General features: G+C 70.6%; 17 protein-coding genes. 12 read left to right on the top strand and 5 right to left on the bottom strand.

What is annotated here, in order from left to right; translation table 11 throughout:
• Positions 1-92 precede the first annotated feature (92 nt).
• Entirely contained in the window at positions 93-1,103 is a 1,011-nt protein-coding gene (locus tag ACFVXA_RS20405; RefSeq protein ID WP_384403478.1) for a LacI family DNA-binding transcriptional regulator, read from the bottom strand.
• A 588-nt stretch (positions 1,104-1,691) separates the two neighbouring features.
• Here ACFVXA_RS20405 and ACFVXA_RS20400 point away from each other — a divergent pair.
• Complete coding sequence (locus tag ACFVXA_RS20400; protein WP_383746177.1) at positions 1,692-3,623, top strand: acyl-CoA dehydrogenase family protein; 1,932 nt, start codon at positions 1,692-1,694, stop codon at positions 3,621-3,623.
• A gap of 235 nt (positions 3,624-3,858) precedes the next feature.
• Here ACFVXA_RS20400 and ACFVXA_RS20395 read toward each other — a convergent pair whose 3' ends face one another.
• Complete coding sequence (locus ACFVXA_RS20395; protein ID WP_362029182.1) at positions 3,859-4,311, bottom strand: lamin tail domain-containing protein; 453 nt, start codon at positions 4,309-4,311, stop codon at positions 3,859-3,861.
• 208 nt (positions 4,312-4,519) lie between these two features.
• Here ACFVXA_RS20395 and dxr point away from each other — a divergent pair, with 208 nt between their 5' ends.
• The 6 genes from dxr to ACFVXA_RS20365 all read left to right on the top strand — a co-directional run bounded on the left by dxr (position 4,520) and on the right by ACFVXA_RS20365 (position 11,874).
• Positions 4,520-5,776, top strand: a complete 1,257-nt coding sequence (dxr, locus tag ACFVXA_RS20390) for a 1-deoxy-D-xylulose-5-phosphate reductoisomerase (protein WP_362029179.1) — start codon at positions 4,520-4,522, stop codon at positions 5,774-5,776.
• Positions 5,773-7,077, top strand: a complete 1,305-nt coding sequence (locus ACFVXA_RS20385; RefSeq protein WP_390025897.1) for a M50 family metallopeptidase — start codon at positions 5,773-5,775, stop codon at positions 7,075-7,077. The genes dxr and ACFVXA_RS20385 overlap by 4 nt, the downstream gene beginning before the upstream one ends.
• Before the next feature lie 162 nt (positions 7,078-7,239).
• Positions 7,240-8,397, top strand: a complete 1,158-nt coding sequence (gene ispG / locus ACFVXA_RS20380) for a flavodoxin-dependent (E)-4-hydroxy-3-methylbut-2-enyl-diphosphate synthase (RefSeq protein ID WP_362029173.1) — start codon at positions 7,240-7,242, stop codon at positions 8,395-8,397.
• Positions 8,398-8,598: 201 nt separating this feature from the next.
• Positions 8,599-9,447 carry a GNAT family N-acetyltransferase gene (locus ACFVXA_RS20375; RefSeq protein ID WP_383746183.1) on the top strand — a complete coding sequence of 283 codons (849 nt, stop codon included), beginning with the start codon at positions 8,599-8,601 and terminating at the stop codon, positions 9,445-9,447.
• Positions 9,448-9,501: 54 nt separating this feature from the next.
• Positions 9,502-10,071, top strand: a complete 570-nt coding sequence (locus ACFVXA_RS20370; protein ID WP_362029167.1) for a GNAT family N-acetyltransferase — start codon at positions 9,502-9,504, stop codon at positions 10,069-10,071.
• A gap of 111 nt (positions 10,072-10,182) precedes the next feature.
• Positions 10,183-11,874 (top strand): proline--tRNA ligase, encoded by a 1,692-nt coding sequence (locus ACFVXA_RS20365; RefSeq protein ID WP_389749030.1) that lies wholly within the window; start codon positions 10,183-10,185, stop codon positions 11,872-11,874.
• Positions 11,875-12,317: 443 nt separating this feature from the next.
• Here the strand turns inward: ACFVXA_RS20365 and ACFVXA_RS20360 are convergent, their stop codons facing one another.
• The 3 genes from ACFVXA_RS20360 to ACFVXA_RS20350 form a co-directional block, all read right to left on the bottom strand.
• Positions 12,318-13,235 carry an aminoglycoside phosphotransferase family protein gene (locus ACFVXA_RS20360; RefSeq protein ID WP_362029161.1) on the bottom strand — a complete coding sequence of 306 codons (918 nt, stop codon included), beginning with the start codon at positions 13,233-13,235 and terminating at the stop codon, positions 12,318-12,320.
• Positions 13,236-13,262: 27 nt separating this feature from the next.
• Positions 13,263-13,703: a ferritin-like domain-containing protein gene (locus ACFVXA_RS20355; RefSeq protein WP_362029316.1), complete on the bottom strand. Its 441-nt coding sequence runs from the start codon at positions 13,701-13,703 to the stop codon at positions 13,263-13,265.
• Positions 13,704-13,798: 95 nt separating this feature from the next.
• On the bottom strand, positions 13,799-14,353 hold the full coding sequence (locus ACFVXA_RS20350) for a hypothetical protein (protein WP_390025895.1): 555 nt from the start codon (positions 14,351-14,353) through the stop codon (positions 13,799-13,801).
• A 310-nt stretch (positions 14,354-14,663) separates the two neighbouring features.
• Here ACFVXA_RS20350 and rimP point away from each other — a divergent pair, with 310 nt between their 5' ends.
• The 5 genes from rimP (at position 14,664) to ACFVXA_RS20325 (ending at position 20,400) form a co-directional block, all read left to right on the top strand.
• Positions 14,664-15,170: a ribosome maturation factor RimP gene (gene rimP / locus ACFVXA_RS20345; RefSeq protein ID WP_383746188.1), complete on the top strand. Its 507-nt coding sequence runs from the start codon at positions 14,664-14,666 to the stop codon at positions 15,168-15,170.
• 2 nt (positions 15,171-15,172) lie between these two features.
• A complete protein-coding gene (gene nusA, locus ACFVXA_RS20340) occupies positions 15,173-16,171 on the top strand; it encodes a transcription termination factor NusA (protein ID WP_390025893.1) in 999 nt (332 codons plus the stop codon).
• Between the two features lie 102 nt (positions 16,172-16,273).
• Positions 16,274-16,552 (top strand): YlxR family protein, encoded by a 279-nt coding sequence (locus ACFVXA_RS20335; protein WP_362029151.1) that lies wholly within the window; start codon positions 16,274-16,276, stop codon positions 16,550-16,552.
• Between the two features lie 146 nt (positions 16,553-16,698).
• On the top strand, positions 16,699-19,830 hold the full coding sequence (gene infB, locus ACFVXA_RS20330; RefSeq protein ID WP_384403484.1) for a translation initiation factor IF-2: 3,132 nt from the start codon (positions 16,699-16,701) through the stop codon (positions 19,828-19,830).
• A 276-nt stretch (positions 19,831-20,106) separates the two neighbouring features.
• Positions 20,107-20,400, top strand: coding sequence for a DUF503 domain-containing protein (locus tag ACFVXA_RS20325; protein ID WP_362029146.1), 294 nt, complete (start codon positions 20,107-20,109; stop codon positions 20,398-20,400).
• Positions 20,401-20,407 lie beyond the last annotated feature (7 nt).

The following is a 20,407-nucleotide window of genomic DNA, read 5'->3' as shown; positions in this document are numbered from 1 at the left end:
GTGTGCCGCGTGTTGCGCGGTCTGGCGTTGCGGCGCCCCGGGGCGGGTGCCGGGTGTCCGGCGGCGCGGCGCCCACGGCGGGGCGCCGAGGGTCAGACGGTCGGAGCCGGGCCCGTGCTCGCCCGGACCGTCAACTCGGGGGCGATCAGCACGACGTCGTCCTTGCCGTGCCCGTCGAGCTTGGCGATCAGCTGCTCCACGGCGTGCCGGCCCATCTCCTGCGCGGGGATGGCGACCGAGGTCAGCCGCACCGAGGCCTGGGTGGCGACCTGGTCCGGGCAGATCGCGATCACCGACACGTCCTCGGGCACGGCGCGGCCCTGCCGGCGCAGCAGCGCGAGCAGCGGCTCGACCGCGGACTCGTTCTGCACGACGAAGCCCGTGGTGCCCGGACGCTCGTCGAAGACCCGGGCGAGCGTCAGGGCCATCGCGTCGTACCCGCCCTCGCAGGGGCGGTGCAGCACGCGCAGGCCCAACTCCCGTGAACGGGACCGGAGTCCTTCGAGCGTGCGCTCGGCGAATCCGGTGTGCCGCTCGTAGACCGCGGGCGCCTCGCCGATGACAGCGATGTCACGGTGGCCGAGCGTCGCCAGATGGTCGGCGCACAGCGCGCCCGTCGCGCCGAAGTCGAGGTCGACACAGGTCAGTCCGGAGGTGTCGGCGGGCAGCCCGATGAGTACGGACGGCTGATCCGTCTCGCGCAGCAACGGCAGCCGCTCGTCGTCGAGTTCGACGTCCATCAGGATCATCGCGTCGGCGAGCCCGCTGCCGGTGACCCGGCGGACCGCGTCGGGACCCTCCTCGCCGGTGAGCAGCAGCACGTCGTACCCATGGGTGCGGGCGTTGGTCGCCACCGCGATGGCGATCTCCATCATCACGGGTACGTACATGTCGGTGCGGAGCGGAATCATCAGCGCGATGATGTTGGACCGGCTGCTCGCCAGGGCCCGGGCGCCCGCGTTCGGGTGGTAGCCGAGCTCCTGGATGCTCCGCTCGACCCGCAGCCGGGTGCCCGCGGAGATGGACCGCTTGCCGCTGAGGACATAGCTCACCGTGCTCGCCGAGACTCCGGCGTGCTGGGCGACCTCGGCGAGGGTGACCATCCGGCTCTCCAAGCTTGTGAAGCGCTTCGACAGTGCGCGTATTGCGGACAGGGGCGAGTGAGGGTGGCTCGACACTAGCTCGGTGGAGGAAGTCGTGTCCATAGTTGTCGAAGCGCTTCGACAACGAAATTCTTGAAGGCTCGGGGCGTCCTTCCGGGGGACGGTCGGTGGCCACTGAGGGGCGCGCCCACCGACCGTCCCCCGGAAGGCCCCCCGACGCAACACCGTCGTCCGCGCCTCTCCGAGCAGGCGAAGACGACGGCCGCCTCCACGCTCGCCCTCGCGGCCACCACGCGTCACGATCGCCAGGGCGGCCGAGGACAGCGGGCGACACCGGCCGGAAGGTGTACTCCTTCGTCCGCCGTGCGCACACCACCGAGGTCGACCTCGATCTGGACGACTTCACCCAGGCCCTGGTCCGCCGCAGGCTTTGACCCTCAGGGGGCGCGCATTGGGCCGAACGCTGCGCGAGGACTGGTGGGGTCACCCCGAATCGGGTACATACGATCGAGTAGCACCGGTCGGTAACGATCGCGCCGGAGAACGGCGTACGAGCCCAAGATCCCTATTCGCGGCGAGGTGAGCCTCATGTCCGCAACACCCCACCAGCCCACAGTCACCGAACGTGAGGCCCGACAGGTCGCCGAGGCAGCGCGCGAACAGGACTGGCGCAAGCCCAGCTTCGCCAAGGAGCTGTTCCTCGGCCGCTTCCGGCTTGATCTGATCCATCCGCACCCGATGCCGGCCGACGAGGCCGCGCAGCGCGGCGAGGAGTTCCTCGCCAAGCTGCGCGACTTCTGCGAGACGAAGATCGACTCGGCCCGCATCGAGCGCGAGGCGCAGATCCCCGACGAGGTCATCGACGGGCTCAAGGAGCTCGGCGCCCTCGGCATGAAGATCGACACCAAGTACGGCGGCCTCGGCCTCACCCAGGTGTACTACAACAAGGCGCTGGCCCTGGTCGGCTCCGCGAGCCCGGCGATCGGCGCGCTGCTGTCCGCGCATCAGTCGATCGGCGTACCGCAGCCGCTGAAGCTCTTCGGCACCCCGGAGCAGAAGGACACCTTCCTGCCGCGCTGCGCCCGCACCGACATCACGGCCTTCCTGCTGACCGAGCCGGACGTCGGCTCCGACCCGGCACGGCTCGCCACGGCCGCCGTGCCGGACGGCGACGACTACATCCTCGACGGAGTGAAACTCTGGACGACCAACGGCGTCGTCGCGGACCTCCTCGTCGTCATGGCGCGCGTCCCGAAGTCCGAGGGCCACAAGGGCGGCATCACGGCGTTCGTGGTGGAGGCCGGCTCCGAGGGCGTCACCGTCGAGCACCGCAACGCCTTCATGGGCCTGCGCGGTCTGGAGAACGGCGTCACCCGCTTCCACCAGGTCCGGGTCCCCGCCGCGAACCGCATCGGCCCGGAGGGTGCGGGTCTCAAGATCGCCCTGACCACCCTCAACACGGGCCGGCTCTCGCTGCCCGCGATGTGCGTGGGCGCGGGCAAGTGGTGCCTGAAGATCGCCCGCGAGTGGTCCGCCGCCCGCGAGCAGTGGGGCAAGCCGGTCGCCTTCCACGAGGCCGTCGGCTCGAAGATCTCCTTCATCGCCGCCACCACCTTCGCGCTGGAGGCCGTCCTCGACCTGTCCTCGCAGATGGCCGACGAGGACCGCAACGACATCCGCATCGAGGCCGCCCTCGCCAAGCTGTACGGCTCCGAGATGGCCTGGCTGATGGCCGACGAACTGGTCCAGATCCGCGGCGGCCGCGGCTTCGAGACCGCCGAGTCGCTCGCCGCGCGCGGGGAGCGGGCGGTCCCGGCCGAGCAGATCCTGCGCGACCTGCGCATCAACCGCATCTTCGAAGGCTCCACGGAGATCATGCACCTGCTGATCGCCCGCGAGGCCGTCGACGCCCATCTCTCGGTCGCCGGTGACCTCATCGACCCCGACAAGTCCCTCTCGGACAAGGCGAAGGCGGGCGCGAACGCCGGAGTCTTCTACGCCAAGTGGCTGCCGAAGCTGGTGACAGGGGCGGGCCAACTCCCGCGGTCGTTCCACGAGTTCAACCAGCAGGTGGACCTCTCCCCGCACCTGCGCTACGTCGAACGCAGCGCGCGCAAGCTCGCCCGCTCCACCTTCTACGCCATGTCGCGCTGGCAGGGCCGGATGGAGACCAAGCAGGGCTTCCTCGGCCGGATCGTCGACATCGGTGCCGAACTCTTCGCGATGAGCGCGGCCTGTGTCCGGGCCGAACACCTGCGCACCACCGGGGAGCACGGCCGCGAGGCCTACCAACTCGCCGACGCCTTCTGCCGGCAGTCCCGCATCCGCGTCGACGAACTCTTCGCGCGCCTGTGGACCAACACCGACGACCTCGACCGCAAGGTGGTCAAGGGCGTCCTGTCGGGCACGTACACCTGGCTGGAGGAGGGCATCATCGACCCGTCCGGAGAAGGCCCGTGGATCGCCGACGCGACGCCCGGCCCGAGTAAGAGGGAGAACGTCCACCGCCCCATTCGCTGACCCTTCTGCCAGGAACGCGCTGCCGTCCCCGCGCCCATTCCGCCGTCTGCCGCGCCGAAGTCGTGCGTCACCGGTGAGCGGAACGGCGACGGGGACGGCGGAGTGCGCCGTCTTGAACCTCGGCGCCACGGCGCCGGGCGCGGAGACGGGGCGTGCGCCCACCCGCCCGAGCGGCACGGCGGCGCGCGTCCTGGCAGGTCCAAGGCGCTGCGCCGCCGCAGGAGCTGACCGGGGGTCAGCAGTACTTGTCGCTCGGATCCCGCGTCGTCCACGAGCACGAGTCGACCTTGGAGCCGCTCGCCCTGGTGAGCGTGGCGGTGTCGCTGGTGTTGTTCCAGACGTACGCGCGGCGGCCCTGGTACTTGTTCGACGCGGTGTCCGTGCCGCTGCCCGTGTGCACCTTCATCGTCTTGCCCGCCCCGATCTTCACGTTGGGGAAGGTGTACTTGTGGTTCGCGAGGTCCTTCAGGATCCAGCCCTTGAGCGAGATCGCCGAGGAGCTGGTGTTCTTGATCTGCACCCACTCGCCGTTGAGGCTCGAGTTGGAGCGGTTGTCCGAGCCCGGGCTGTCGAACCAGACGTGGTAGATCGTCACACCGCCGGCCGCCTGAGCCGGAGTGCTGAGAAGAAACGTGCCCGTCAGTGCCACGGCGCCCGCGAGCGCGGGCAGGGCAGCGCGTATCCGCATGAGAACCCCCCAGGGTGTCGTCCACCGGCCGGTCGTCCACCGGCCAGGGATGAAGTGTTATCACATGATCTTCACGCCGGATTCACAAAGGGGGATGTTGCCTCCCCTGGTGCCTCGGGGTGGTAATGCGAGAGAGCTCGGAGCGGGAATGCGGCGAGAAAAGGGGAGCCCTGTCCTGCCGGGGACGCGCTACGGCCACAATGGGGGGATGAGCGACAGTCCAGCCCCCCTCGCTGATCCGCATCTCGTCTTCGACCCCGTGGACGGAGTCCGGGATGTCGTGATCCTCGGCTCCACCGGCTCGATCGGCACCCAGGCCATCGACCTCGTGCTGCGCAACCCCGACCGGTTCCGGGTCACCGGGCTCTCCGCCGCCGGCGGCAGGGTGGGACTCCTCGCGGAGCAGGCCCACCGGCTGCGGGTGCGAACGGTCGCCGTCGCGCGCGAGGACGTGGTCCCGGCGCTGCGCGAGGCCCTGACAGCGCGGTACGGAGCGGGGGAGCCGCTCCCGGAGATCCTTGCCGGGGCTGACGCCGCCACCCAGGTCGCCGCCTCCGACTGCCACACCGTGCTGAACGGCATCACCGGTTCCATCGGCCTCGCGCCCACCCTCGCCGCCCTGGAGGCGGGCCGCACCCTCGCGCTCGCCAACAAGGAGTCGCTCATCGTCGGCGGCCCGCTGGTGAAGGCGCTCGCCAAGCCGGGCCAGATCATCCCGGTCGACTCCGAGCACGCCGCCCTGTTCCAGGCGCTCGCCTCGGGCACCCGCGCCGACGTGCGCAAACTCGTCGTGACCGCCTCCGGGGGCCCCTTCCGGGGACGTACGAAATCGGAACTGGCCCATGTCACCCCCGAGGCCGCCCTGGCCCACCCCACCTGGGCCATGGGACCGGTCATCACCATCAACTCCGCCACCCTGGTCAACAAGGGACTGGAAGTCATCGAGGCGCACCTCCTCTACGACATTCCCTTCGATCGGATTGAGGTGGTCGTGCACCCGCAGTCGTATGTCCACTCGATGGTGGAATTCACGGACGGATCGACGATCGCCCAGGCGACGCCCCCCGACATGCGCGGGCCGATCGCCATCGGCCTCGGCTGGCCCGAGCGCGTCCCGGACGCGGCGCCCGCGTTCGACTGGACCAAGGCGTCGAGCTGGGAGTTCTTCCCGCTCGACACCGACGCGTTCCCCTCGGTCGGGCTCGCCCGGCACGTCGGGCGGCTCGCGGGCACGGCTCCGGCAGTGTTCAATGCGGCCAACGAGGAGTGCGTGGACGCGTTCCTGAACGGCACCCTGCCGTTCAACGGGATCATGGAGACCGTGACACGGGTGGTCGAGGAACACGGCACCCCGGACACGGGAACTTCTCTGACCGTCGCGGACGTCCTCGAAGCGGAGACCTGGGCGCGCGCCCGGGCCCGGGAACTGACGGCACAGACGACAACCGCGGAGGCTCGTGCATGACGACCCTGATGATGATCCTCGGCATAGTCGTCTTCGCGGTCGGCCTGCTCATCTCGATCGCCTGGCACGAGCTGGGACATCTGTCGACGGCCAAGCTCTTCGGCATCCGCGTGCCGCAGTACATGGTCGGCTTCGGGCCGACCATCTGGTCGCGCAAGAAGGGCGAGACCGAGTACGGGGTGAAGGCGGTCCCGCTCGGCGGCTACATCCGCATGATCGGCATGTTCCCGCCCGGCCCCGGCGGCAGGATCGAGGCCCGGTCGACCTCCCCCTTCCGCGGCATGATCGAGGACGCCAGGTCGGCCGCCTTCGAGGAGCTCAAGCCCGGCGACGAGACCCGCCTCTTCTACACGCGCAAGCCGTGGAAGCGCGTGATCGTGATGTTCGCGGGCCCCTTCATGAACCTCATCCTCGCCGTCGCGATCTTCCTCGGCGTGATGATGACGTTCGGCGTCCAGACCCAGACCACCACGGTCGGCAAGGTCTCGGACTGCGTCATCCAGCAGAGCGAGAACCGCTCCAAGTGCGAGTCGAGCGATCAGGCCGCGCCCGCCAAGGCCGCGGGCCTCAAGGGCGGCGACAAGATCGTCGCGTTCAACGGCAAGGCGGTCGACGACTGGTCGACCCTCCAGTCCGACATCCGCGCCAATCCCGGCAAGGACGTCACCATCACCGTCGAGCGCAAGGGCCAGAAGGTCGACCTGACCGCCCACCTGATAAAGAACCAGGTCAGCAAGACCGACGGCAACGGCGGCTATGTCGAGGGCAAGTACGTGTACGCCGGCTTCCTCGGCTTCACGCCCGCCTCCGGCATCGTCCAGCAGTCCCTCGGGCAGTCCGTGAACCGCATGGGCGACATGATGCAGAACGGCGTCGAGTCGCTGGTCGCGCTGCCCGGCAAGGTCCCCGACCTGTGGAACGCGGCCTTCGGCGACGGCCCGCGCAAGGCCGACTCCCCGATGGGCGTGGTCGGCGCGGCCCGCGTCGGCGGCGAGGTCTTCACCCTCGACATCCCGCCCTCGCAGCAGGTCGCGATGATGCTGCTGCTGGTCGCCGGCTTCAACCTCTCCCTCTTCCTGTTCAACATGCTCCCGCTGCTCCCGCTCGACGGCGGGCACATCGCGGGGGCGCTGTGGGAGGCGCTGCGGCGCAACACGGCGAAGGTGCTGAGGCGGCCCGACCCCGGTCCGTTCGACGTGGCGAAGCTGATGCCCGTCGCCTACGTGGTGGCCGGGATCTTCGTCTGCTTCACGATCCTGGTGCTCATCGCGGACGTGGTCAACCCGGTGAAAATCTCCTAGCAAGGCACTGTTTTCGGCGGCCGGGCACCCTGGGTGTCCGGCCGCCTTCCATTGGGTGGGTTTAGGGGCGGGATGTGCTCGCGCGTGTGCCCGTGCCGTAATCTCGAAGCCTGGAGCCCACGATTCCGGGACCTTGATCCACAACTTGGGGTTGCACAGCAGATGACTGCGATTTCTCTCGGCATGCCGTCCGTTCCGACCAAGCTGGCCGAGCGCCGCAAGAGCCGGCAGATCCAGGTCGGAACCGTGGCCGTGGGTGGAGACGCACCCGTCTCGGTGCAGTCGATGACGACGACGCGTACGTCGGACATCGGGGCCACGCTCCAGCAGATCGCCGAGCTGACCGCGTCCGGCTGCCAGATCGTCCGCGTCGCCTGCCCCACGCAGGACGACGCCGACGCCCTCGCGACCATCGCCCGCAAGTCCCAGATCCCCGTCATCGCCGACATCCACTTCCAGCCGAAGTACGTCTTCGCGGCGATCAAGGCGGGCTGCGCGGCCGTCCGCGTCAACCCCGGCAACATCAAGCAGTTCGACGACCAGGTCAAGGAGATCGCGCGGGCCGCGAAGGACACCGGCACCCCGATCCGGATCGGCGTCAACGCCGGCTCACTCGACAGGCGACTGCTCCAGAAGTACGGCAAGGCGACGCCCGAGGCGCTCGTCGAGTCCGCCCTCTGGGAGGCGTCCCTCTTCGAGGAGCACGACTTCCGCGACATCAAGATCTCGGTCAAGCACAACGACCCGGTGGTCATGGTCAACGCGTACCGTCAGCTGGCCGCCGCCTGCGACTACCCCCTCCACCTGGGCGTGACGGAGGCAGGCCCCGCCTTCCAGGGCACGATCAAGTCGGCCGTCGCCTTCGGCGCCCTGCTCTCCGAGGGCATCGGCGACACGATCCGGGTCTCCCTCTCGGCGCCGCCCGCCGAGGAGGTCAAGGTCGGCCTCCAGATCCTGGAATCCCTGAACCTCAAGCAGCGCGGCCTGGAGATCGTCTCCTGCCCGTCCTGCGGCCGCGCCCAGGTCGACGTGTACAAGCTGGCCGAGGAAGTCACCGCCGGCCTCACCGGCATGGAGGTCCCGCTGCGCGTCGCCGTCATGGGCTGCGTGGTGAACGGCCCCGGCGAGGCCCGCGAGGCCGACCTCGGCGTCGCCTCCGGCAACGGCAAGGGCCAGATCTTCGTCAAGGGCGAGGTCATCAAGACCGTCCCCGAATCGAAGATCGTCGAGACCCTCATCGAGGAGGCGATGAAGATCGCCGAGCAGATGGAGGCGGAGGGAATCGCTTCGGGCGAGCCCTCGGTGTCGGTGGCCGGCTGAAGATCTTCGGCCCGTCCGGCGTTCGCGGACGAGGCAGTTCAGGCCGATGGCGCGGGTTCTGGGGGCGGCAGTTCCCCAGGTGTACGGGACGGGCAGGGGCGGAGGGGGCGAAGAGACCCCGTCCCGCCCAACCGGCGGCGCGGCCCAACCTCGCCAGGTACAGTGCGGAGATCAGCAGACCGTATGGTGAGGCCCCCGCACGTGTTGACCCAGACCACCACCAGGGTCCTCGAACCGAGTGACCTGGACGCCGCGCTCGCCGTCCTCGACCGCGAGCCGGTGGCAAACGCCTTCGTCGCTTCCCGGGTACAGATCGCCGGCCTCGACCCCTGGCGGCTCGGCGGCGAGATGTGGGGCTGGTACGAGGACGGCATGCTGCGCTCCCTGTGCTACGCGGGCGCCAACCTGGTTCCGATCTGCGCCACCCCCCGTGCCGTGCGCGGTTTCGCCGACCGGGCGAGAAGGGCCGGCCGGCGCTGCTCCTCGATCGTCGGCCCCGCCGAACCCACCACCCAGCTCTGGCGGCTGCTCGAACCGAGCTGGGGCCCGGCCCGCGAGGTCCGCCGCCACCAGCCGCTGATGATCACCGACCGGCTCCCCGCCGACATCGCACCGGATCCCTACGTCCGCCGCATCCGCAAGGACGAGATGGAGACGATCATGCCGGCGTGCGTGGCGATGTTCACCGAGGAGGTCGGCGTCTCGCCGCTCGCCGGCGACGGTGGGCTGCTCTACCAGGCACGGGTGGCCGAACTCGTCGGCGCCGGACGGTCGTTCGCCCGTCTCGACCAGAACGGCAAGGTCGTCTTCAAGGCGGAGATCGGCGCCGCCACCACACAGGCCTGCCAGATCCAGGGCGTCTGGGTCGCGCCCGAGTACCGGGGCCAGGGCCTCGCCGCCCCCGGCATGGCCGCCGTCATGCGGTACGCGCTCGCCGATGTCGCCCCCGTGGTCAGCCTGTACGTCAACGACTTCAACACGGCGGCCAGGGCGACTTACCGCCGCGTGGGCTTCCAGGAAGTCGGTGCGTTCATGAGCGTGCTCTTCTAGCCGCCCGTTCGAAGGGCCGCTCAGACGCTCGGACATGACCTGTAGTCTCCCGGCATGGTGCGCTTTCCCGGTCAGGGCCCCCGCAACCCCGACAACGTGGTCGTCGGCCCGCTGGATCTCGCCGCGCGCGTCGACGAGGCACTTGCCGTTCAGGCCCTCGCCTTCGGACTCGGCGCCGACGAGATCGCCGTACGCCGTCATATCGTGCTGCGCCACCTCGCCTACCCGGGAGCCCGCGCGCTCGGCGCGACGACGGTCGACGGACGGCTCGTCGGCTTCGTCTACGGCATGCCCAACGACCGTACGCACTGGTGGTCCACCGTCGTCGAGCCGTATCTGCGCGCTCAGGGCCGCGACGGCTGGCTCGACCACTCCTTCGTGATCACCGAACTGCACGTCCACCCCCACTACCAGAATCACGGGATCGGCCGCGGCCTGATCACCGGCATCACGGACACCGCCGCGGAACCCCGCTCGATCCTCTCCGCGATCGACACCGACAGCCCGGCCCGCGGTCTCTACCACTCGCTGGGCTACGAGGACCTCGCGCGGCAGGTCCTCTTCCCCAGCGCGCCGAAGCCGTACGCCGTCATGGGCGCCCCCTTGCCGCTGCGCAGACGTTGACCCCGTGCGGGGTGCCTCCTGGCCCCTCCCACGCGCCAACCGATTTCCACCGGGATGGACCGCCCGGCTAACCTCGCTCCCATCACCCTTACGCAGCAGGAGTCGAGAACCATGGCCCAGGTCCAGCGCATGTCCCGTTTGATGGTCAAGACACTGCGTGACGACCCGGCAGACGCCGAGACGCTCAGCCACAAGCTGCTCGTCCGCGCCGGCTACGTGCGCCGCAACTCCGCGGGCATCTGGACCTGGCTGCCGCTGGGCAAGAAGGTCCTCGACAACATCTCCCGGGTGGTCCGCGAGGAGATGGACGCGATCGGCGCCCAGGAAGTCCTGCTGCCCGCCCTGCTCCCCAAGGAGCCGTACGAGGCGTCGGCCCGCTGGGAGGAGTACGGCGACCTCCTCTTCCGCCTCAAGGACCGCAAGGGCGGCGAGTACCTGCTCGGCCCGACCCACGAGGAGATCTTCACCCTGGTGGTGAAGGACCAGGTGGCCTCGTACAAGGACCTGCCGGTCATGCTCTACCAGATCCAGACCAAGTACCGCGACGAGGCGCGTCCCCGTTCGGGCGTCCTGCGTGGCCGCGAGTTCCAGATGAAGGACTCGTACTCCTTCGACACCACGGACGAGGGCCTCGCCGAGTCGTACGCGCTGCACCGCGCCGCCTACCAGAAGATCTTCGCCCGCCTCGGCCTCGACTACCGCATCGTGTCGGCCGTCTCGGGCGCCATGGGCGGCTCGGCCTCCGAGGAGTTCCTGGCCCCCGCCGCCGCCGGTGAGGACACCTTCGTCGACTGCCCGGCCTGCGACTACGCGGCCAACACGGAGGCCGTCACCTTCAAGCTGACGCCCGTGGAGGCCGAGCACGGCCCGGTCGAGGAGCTCGACACCCCCGACACCCCGACCATCGAGACACTCGCCGAGCACCTCGCTGTCCCGGCCTCCGCCACCCTCAAGAACCTCCTGGTCAAGGTCGACGGCGAGATCGTCGCCGTCGGCGTCCCCGGCGACCGCGAGGTCGACCTCGGCAAGCTGGGCGAGCACCTCGCCCCCGCCGTCGTCGAACTCGTCACGGCCGAGGACTTCGAGGGCCGCGACGACCTGGTACGCGGCTACGTGGGCCCGCAGGGCCTGGAGAAGGTCCGCTACATCGCCGACCCGCGCGTCGCGCCCGGCACGGCCTGGATCACCGGCGCCAACAAGGTCAACACGCACGCGAAGAACGTCGTCGCCGGCCGGGACTTCGAGGTCGACGACTACCTGGACGTCGTCGTGGTGGAAGAGGGCGACCCCTGCCCCCAGTGCGGCACCGGCCTCAAGCTGGACCGCGCCATCGAGATCGGCCACATCTTCCAGCTCGGCCGCAAGTACGCCGACACCTTCCAGCTCGACGTCCTCGGCCAGCAGGGCAAGCCGGTCCGCGTGACCATGGGCTCGTACGGCATCGGCGTCTCCCGCGCGGTGGCCGCGCTGGCCGAGCAGTCGGCGGACGAGCAGGGCCTGTGCTGGCCCAAGGAGATCGCTCCGGCCGATGTCCACGTGGTCGCCGCGGGCAAGGCCCTGCAGACCGAGCTGGCGCTCGATGTCTCGGAGAAGCTCGGTGCCGCGGGCGTACGCGTCCTGGTGGACGACCGCGCCGGTGTCTCCCCGGGCGTGAAGTTCACGGACGCCGAACTCATCGGCGTACCGAAGATCCTCGTCGCGGGCCGCCGCTCGGCCGAGGGCGTCCTGGAACTGAAGGACCGCCGCACCGGTGAGCGCGAGGAGCTGACCGTCGACGAGGCGATCGCCCGCCTGATGGCGTAGCCGCAGCACCTCTCCTCCTCTCGCATGCTGCTCCCGGCCGTAGGACGTGACAGAGCGTCATCCGGCGGGGAGCAGCCGTGGCAGGCGGCAAGCGCGGGGGCCGCCACGGCGGTCCGCGGAGGGGCGCGGCGTACGGCGGCAGCGGGGCGGTGACGCCGGCGGTGGGGCGGTGACGTGTGCGGCGGCCGGGCTGTGCGCCCTGGTGGGTTCGATGCCCGCAGCCGTAGCCGCAGCCGCGGTTGTAGCCATAGCCGCAGCGGCAGCGGCAGCGGCAGCGGTAGCCGTACCCGTAGCCGCAGCTCCCGACCCGACGTCGTGGTGCAGCACGGGTTCATTGAGACCGACCGGAGCCCGCTGCCCGGCCGTGGCCGTGGCCCTCGCCCTCGCCCTCGCCCTCGCCCTCGAACACGAACTCACTGGACAGCGGGCTCGCGACAAGGCCGTCATAGCCAGCCGGCGAACTCCAGCAGCAGCTCCGCGTCCCGTGGTCGCCCGACCCGGCGCGCCCGTACCCCCGACTCGACCGCCCGGAACAGGGTCCAGCCGCGCAGCCGCTCCTGGTCCACGTCCAGGGACTCGGCGAGCCGCTTCACCCGCCTCCGGGTGATCGACGAGCCGGAAGGGGAGGCGATCAGGTCCTCCACCCGGTCGCGGACCAGCCGGGCCAGATCGAAGGCGCACTCGCCGACCACCGGGTCGGGGCCCACGGCCAGCCACGGCATCCGCTCACCGGCGAGGACCTTGCTCTGCCGGAAGGTGCCGTGCAGCAGCCGCTCCTCGGGCGGCTCGGCGATCAGCCCCTCGCGGGCGGCGAGCGCCGCCTCCACCAGGGCGCCGACCTCGGCGTCGGCGCTCGCGCTCGCCCGCATCGCCTCGGCCTGCCGTCCGGTCCGCTCGGCCACGGTTTCGAACACATGGGCCGCGGGCGGCTCGACCCACAGCCGCCGCAGCGTCCCCGCCGCCTCCAGCAGCGCCTTCGCCTCCGGCAGCGAGCGCACGGACATGTCCGGGTGGAGCCGCTCCAAGAGCAGCACGCCGTGCGTGTCGCCGGGGTTGAGGAGACGGACCGCGCCGCGTCCGTCCCAGTGGGCGAGCGCGGCCCGCTCGCTCTCCGGACGGGCCCGTTCGGGCGCCAGCTTCAGCACCGCGGGCGTCCCGTCGACCTGCCGTACGAGCACGACCAGGCTGCTGCGTCCGCCCGGTGCCTGCACCCGCTCCACCGTCAACTCGCGTAGATCGACGGCCTGTTGAGCCAGCTCGGACACCTTGTCCAGCCAGTCGCCGGCCCCGCCGCCTCCGTTGTGCCGCGTCTCGTTCTCGCCGAGCGCCCGCACGAGGCGCTGCGGCGGTTCGAAAGCCATACGCGAGGTGTTCCCTTCCAGGTCGCGTTACGTCTGCGGGGGTGCCGACGCGGACGGGGTGGCCGCCCGTTCGGCGAGCCCAGGGAAGGCTACGCTCTCGCCGCGCCAGCGCACCGCCCGCACCGCCGCCTCCCGCAGCGCCTCGGCGGCCGTACGCCGCCGGTCGCCCGAGGAGGCGCGGACGAGGTCGGAGTACACCCCGGCGACGCGCTCCTCCAGCTCGGCAGCGAGCCGCACCGCCGTGGCGGAGTCCTTCACGGCGAAGGGCAGCGCGTACGCCGCCGCCGATGCCTCGGGCCGGCCGCCCAGGTCCCGCACGGCCCGCACCAGCTCGTCCCGCCGCGCCCGGTGGGCGTCGTACGCCGTCCGCGCCTCGTCGCGCCGGGCCTCGGCGATCTTGCCGCCGACGACGCCGTATCCGTAGACGGCGGCGTGCTCGGCGCTCAGCGCGGCCTGCAGGGCCTTCAGCTCGGCTTCCTCGGCGCTCTTGGCTTCTCCCGCGCCTTTGGCATCTCCCGCGCCTTCGGTCGCTCCGGCGCCCTTGGTCGCTCCTACGGTCCCGCTCACTTGGCCCCCTCCGTCAGCAAGTACACGTGCGCGGCTCCGGCCGCGGCCACCGAGGCCAGCAGCCTGGCCAACTCGCCGGGCACGTCCAGCAGGGCCTTCGCGCGTGCGTCCGCCAGCGTGCGCTCGGCCGCGGCGAGACCGGCGAGGGCGTCCTTCTCGTGGACGGGGACGGTGGGGGAGGCGCTCGGGGAAGCAGAGGCAGAAGTAGAGGCGGAGGCCGACGGGGACCCCGCCGGAGCGGCCGCCCCGCTCGCCCCGCTTGTGCCGCCGAACGCCTCCGCGTGGCGTACGACCTCCGCCCGCAGCGGCCGCAGCCGCTCCGCCAGTGCCGGATGCGCGGTGATCACGGCGGCGTACCGCTCCGCGAGCGCCCCGCTGTCGCGGGCCGCACGCGCGCGTGCCCGGTCGGCGGCCGAAGGGCTTCCGCCGGTCGTGTCGGTGGACGACTCGTGGGCGGAACAGCCCACGAGCACGAAGGCGCCCGCGGCCGACGCGAGCAGGCTCCTTCGGCGCGGCCCCGAGGGGGTGCGCGGCAGCAGGGGGTACGGCACGGCAGACGTCCTCGGAAGGCTCGTACGAAAGGAAGGGCGAGACGCCCGTGATCACGGTACCCGCGCCGGAGGCGATCGCCTGCCAGCGGCTCTCCTGTGCAGGGGCCCGGACGGGGTTTTCGCCCGCTCCGCCCCTTCCCGTCAGGGTACCCGGGGGCGCCGCCCCCGGACTCCCGCCAAAAGATCCCGCCGTTCCCCGCGCCCCTGAAGACCGCACTCCGGTGGACGGCAACACCCTCCGCGACCGGATACCCTTTGACCTGACGCGCGACCAACCCACAACAGCACACGCGGCCGAGGAGTCACCCGGATGAGCACCACCCAGAGCGAGAGGCTGCGAGAACTGCTGGAACCGCTCGTCAGCTCCCAGGGACTCGATCTCGAAGAGGTCGAAGTGGACTCGGTCGGACGCAAGCGTGTGCTCCGCGTGGTCGTCGACTCCGACGAAGGTGCAGACCTGGACGCGATCGCCGATGTGAGCCGCGCGCTCTCGGCGAAGCTCGACGAGACGGACGCGATGGGCGAGGGCGAGTACACCCTCGAGGTCGGAACCCCCGGTGCCGAGCGCGAGCTCAAGGAGCACCGTCACTACGTACGCGCCACCGACCGCCTGGCGAAGTTCCAGCTCGGCGACGGCGCGGAGCTGGTCGCCCGGATCCTGGCCGTGGACGATGCCGGTGTCGACGTCGAAGTGCCCGGCGTGAAGGGGCGCAAGCCCACCGCCAAGCGGCTCGCCTTCGAGGACATCGCCAAGGCGCGCGTCCAGGTCGAGTTCAACCGTAAGAACAAGAACGAAGAGAACGCAGAGGAGGCGTAGCCGTGGACATCGACATGAGTGCCCTGCGGGGTTTGGTACGGGAGAAGGAGATCTCCTTCGACCTGCTGGTCGAGGCGATCGAGTCGGCCCTCCTCATCGCCTACCACCGCACCGAGGGAAGCCGCCGCCACGCGCGCGTGAAGCTCGACCGGGACACCGGCCATGTGACCGTGTGGGCGAAGGAGGACCCCGAGGACCTGGAGGAGGGGCAGGAGGTACGCGAGTTCGACGACACTCCGTCGGGCTTCGGGCGTATCGCCGCCACCACCGCCAAGCAGGTGATCCTGCAGCGACTGCGGGACGCCGAGGACGACGCGACGCTGGGCGAGTACGCCGGGCGTGAGGGCGACATCGTCACGGGTGTCGTGCAGCAGGGGCGCGACCCCAAGAACGTGCTCGTGGACATCGGCAAGCTGGAAGCCATCCTGCCGGTGCAGGAGCAGGTCCCCGGCGAGACCTACCAGCACGGCCTGCGCCTGCGCTCGTACGTCGTACGGGTGGCGAAGGGCGTGCGCGGTCCGTCCGTGACCCTCTCCCGTACGCACCCCAATCTGGTGAAGAAGCTCTTCGCGCTGGAGGTGCCGGAGATCGCCGACGGGTCCGTCGAGATCGCCGCCATCGCGCGCGAGGCCGGCCACCGTACGAAGATCGCCGTACGGTCCACCCGCAGCGGTCTGAACGCCAAGGGTGCCTGCATCGGCCCCATGGGCGGGCGCGTCCGCAATGTGATGGCGGAGCTGAACGGCGAGAAGATCGACATCGTCGACTGGTCGGACGACCCGGCCGAGATGGTGGCGAACGCGCTCTCTCCGGCCCGGGTCTCCAAGGTCGAGGTCGTCGACCTCGCGGCCCGCTCCGCGCGCGTGACGGTCCCCGACTACCAGCTGTCGCTGGCGATCGGCAAGGAGGGCCAGAACGCCCGCCTCGCCGCCCGCCTCACCGGCTGGCGTATCGACATCCGCCCGGACACCGAGCAGCCCCAGGAACAGGCCGGGGAATAGATCCAAGCCGCAGGTGGCTCAGATCACGACAGTTATCTGCGCGACAACTGTTCGATTCATGCCCCAAAGGGGTGAGGTCGGTACGGGGAGGTAGACTTAAGAGTGTCTGGCCGGACGCGAGCCCGCGCATGCCCTGAACGCACCTGTGTGGGGTGCCGGGAGCGAGCGGCCAAGAAGGACTTGCTGCGCATCGTGGCGGCCGAGGGCGAATGCGTCCCCGATCATCGCGGTACGCTGCCCGGCCGGGGTGCGTATGTGCACCCCGCCCTGGTCTGTCTCGACCTGGCGGTTCGCCGCCGGGCGATCCCACGGGCGCTGCGTGCCCCGGGACCGCTCGACACCAAGGCGTTGCGCCTCTATGTCGAGCAGGCAACACCGTAAGGAGTGTCGTACGGAACCCCCGTGCGGCCCTGGTACCCGCGAGTTGGAAGTAGGTCGAGATTGCGATGAGCACTCGATGAGCACGCGATGAGTACGCCCATGAAGTAGCGACGGTCCGGACGCAACCCGGACCTAAAAGGAGCGAAGTGGCTAAGGTCCGGGTATACGAACTCGCCAAGGAGTTCGGGGTTGAGAGCAAGGTCGTCATGGCCAAGCTCCAGGAGCTCGGTGAATTCGTCCGTTCGGCTTCCTCGACGATCGAGGCGCCCGTAGTACGCAAGCTGACTGACGCCCTCCAGCAGGGCAACGGAGGCGGCAAGCCCGCCGCCGCACGCAAGGCTGCCCCGGCGAGGCCGGCAGCCCCCTCTCCCGCGCAGGCCGCCCGTCCGGCTGCCCCGCGCCCGCCGGCCCCGAAGCCGGCCGCGGCCGAGAAGCCGGTGGCCGCTCCGGTCACCCCGGCTGCTGCGGGCCCGCGTCCGACCCCGGGTCCCAAGCCCGCGCCGAAGCCCGCTCCGGCGTCTCCGGCTCCGGCCGCCCCCGAGTTCACCGCGCCCCCGTCGGCTCCCGCGGCTCCGGCCGCAGGTCCCCGTCCGGGCGCTCCGCGTCCCAGCGGCCAGGCTCCGCGTCCCGGTGCCCGTCCGGCCGGTCCCGGCCAGGGCGGTCAGGGTCGTGGCGACCGTCCCGAGCGCGGCGACCGTCAGGGCGCCCCGCGTCCCGGCGGCCAGGCTCCGCGTCCCGGCGCCCGTCCGGCCGGACCGCGTCCGGGCAACAACCCGTTCACCTCTGGTGGCTCCACCGGCATGGCGCGCCCGCAGGCGCCCCGTCCGGGCGGTGCCCCGCGTCCCGGTGGCGCAGGCGCCCCGGGCGGTCCGCGTCCGCAGGGCGCAGGCCAGGGTGGTCCCCGTCCCCAGGGTGGTCCCGGTGGCGCTCCGCGTCCCCAGGGCGGTCCGGGCGGTGCCCGTCCGACTCCGGGCGGTATGCCCCGTCCGCAGGGCGGTCCCGGTGGCGCTCCGCGTCCCGGTGGCGGCCCCGGTGGTAACCGTCCCAACCCCGGCATGATGCCGCAGCGTCCGGCTGCGGGCCCGCGTCCCGGCGGCGGTGGCCCCGGTGGCCGCGGTCCCGGCGGTGGCGGCGGTCGTCCCGGTGGTCCCGGTGGCGGCGGCGGTCGTCCGGGCGGCGGCGGCTTCGCCGGTCGTCCCGGTGGCGGCGGCGGTGGCGGCTTCGCGGGTCGTCCCGGTGGCCCCGGTGGCGGTGGCGGCGGTTTCGCCGGCCGTCCGGGTGGTCCCGGTGGCGGCGGCGGTGGCCGTCCCGGCTTCGGCGGTCGTCCGGGTGGTCCCGGTGGCCGTGGTGGCACGCAGGGCGCCTTCGGCCGTCCCGGCGGTCCCGCGCGTCGTGGCCGTAAGTCGAAGCGGCAGAGGCGCCAGGAGTACGAGGCCATGCAGGCCCCGTCCGTCGGCGGCGTGATGCTGCCTCGCGGCAACGGACAGAGCGTCCGCCTGTCGCGCGGTGCGTCCCTCACCGACTTCGCGGAGAAGATCAACGCCAACCCGGCGTCGCTCGTCGCCGTGATGATGAACCTCGGCGAGATGGTCACTGCCACGCAGTCCGTCTCCGACGAGACCCTCCAGCTGCTCGCCGGCGAGATGAACTACGTCGTCGAGATCGTCAGCCCGGAGGAGGAGGACCGCGAGCTGCTCGAGTCCTTCGACATCGAGTTCGGCGAGGACGAGGGTGGCGAGGAGTTCCTCGTCGCGCGTCCGCCGGTCGTGACCGTCATGGGTCACGTCGACCACGGTAAGACCCGCCTCCTCGACACCATCCGCAAGACGAACGTCGTCGCGGGCGAGGCCGGCGGTATCACCCAGCACATCGGTGCGTACCAGGTCACGACTCAGGTCAACGAAGAAGATCGCAAGATCACCTTCATCGACACCCCGGGTCACGAGGCGTTCACCGCCATGCGTGCCCGTGGTGCCAAGTCGACCGACATCGCGATCCTCGTGGTGGCGGCCAACGACGGTGTGATGCCCCAGACGATCGAGGCGTTGAACCACGCCAAGGCGGCCGACGTGCCGATCGTGGTCGCGGTCAACAAGATCGACGTCGAGGGCGCCGACCCGACGAAGGTGCGCGGTCAGCTCACCGAGTTCGGTCTGGTGGCCGAGGAGTACGGCGGCGACACCATGTTCGTCGACATCTCCGCCAAGCAGGGCCTCAACATCGAGGCTCTCCTGGAGGCCGTGGTCCTGACCGCGGACGCCTCGCTCGACCTGCGGGCCAACCCGGAGCAGGACGCGCAGGGTATTGCGATCGAGTCCCACCTCGACCGTGGCCGCGGTGCCGTCGCGACCGTCCTGGTCCAGCGAGGCACCCTGCGGGTCGGCGACACCATGGTGGTCGGCGACGCGTACGGCCGTGTCCGCGCGATGCTCGACGACAAGGGCGAGAACGTGGAAGAGGCGGGTCCCTCGACCCCGGTCCTCGTCCTCGGTCTCACCAATGTCCCGGGCGCCGGCGACAACTTCCTGGTTGTCGACGAGGACCGCACGGCGCGTCAGATCGCCGAGAAGCGGGCGGCGCGCGAGCGCAACGCCAACTTCGCCCGCCGGGGTGTCCGGTTCTCCCTGGAGAACCTGGACGAGGCCCTCAAGGCCGGTCTGGTGCAGGAACTCAACCTCATCATCAAGGGCGACGCGTCCGGTTCGGTGGAGGCTCTCGAGTCCTCGCTGCTCCAGCTCGACGTCGGCGACGAGGTCGACATCCGTGTCCTGCACCGCGGTGTGGGTGCGGTCACCGAGTCGGACATCAACCTGGCGACCGGCTCCGACGCCATCGTCATCGGCTTCAACGTCCGCGCTGCGGGCCGCGCGGCGCAGATGGCGGAGCGCGAGGGCGTCGACGTCCGGTACTACTCGGTGATCTACCAGGCCATCGAGGAGATCGAGGCGGCCCTCAAGGGCATGCTCAAGCCGGAGTACGAGGAGGTCGAGCTCGGCACGGCGGAGATCCGCGAGGTCTTCAAGTCGTCCAAGCTGGGCAACATCGCCGGTGTCCTGGTCCGCTCGGGCGAGGTCAAGCGCAACACCAAGGCGCGCCTCATCCGCGACGGCAAGGTCATCGCGGAGAGCCTCAACATCTCCGGGCTGCGTCGCTTCAAGGACGACGTCACCGAGATCCGCGAAGGCTTCGAGGGTGGTATCAACCTCGGAAACTTCAACGACATCAAGGTCGACGACGTCATCGCGACGTACGAGATGCGGGAGAAGCCGCGCTCGTAAAGCGACTGTGTGAGCTGGCCGGCGGTGACAAGTCACCGCCGGCCAGCTCGCCGCTTTTAGGGGCGCGGGGAACTGCGCGACAAGCCCCCACCGGCCGACGGCCGAAGGACAACCCAGGGGGCCTGGGGCGCAGCCCCGGAAGGACGGGACGGGTAGGGGCGGCGGGGGCGAAAACCCCGTCGAGCGAGCCGGGCGTTCGTTGTACGGTTCTGATGTCCCCGCCAAGCATTTGGCTGGGCCATCTACCCCGTACCGGCGGGACATCCGGATACACCTATGTACGTGGGGACACTGTCCTTCGACCTGCTCCTCGGCGACGTCCACTCGCTCAAGGAGAAGCGCTCTCTCGTCCGGCCGATCGTCGCCGAACTCCAGCGGAAGTACGCGGTGAGCGTCGCGGAGACGGGCAACCAGGACCTGCACCGCAGGGTCGAGATCGGCCTCGCGGTGGTCTCCGGAGACACCGAGCACCTCACCGACGTACTGGACCGGTGCGAGCGGCTCGTCGCCGCGCGACCGGAGGTGGAACTGCTCTCGGTACGACGCAGGCTCCACAAAGACGAAGACTGATCGAACA

The organism is Streptomyces sp. NPDC058246 (genome assembly GCF_042881985.1).
Classification (GTDB): Bacteria; Actinomycetota; Actinomycetes; order Streptomycetales; family Streptomycetaceae; genus Streptomyces.
Note: the sequence above shows the minus strand (reverse complement) of the source record. Positions and strands in the feature narration are given on the sequence as shown.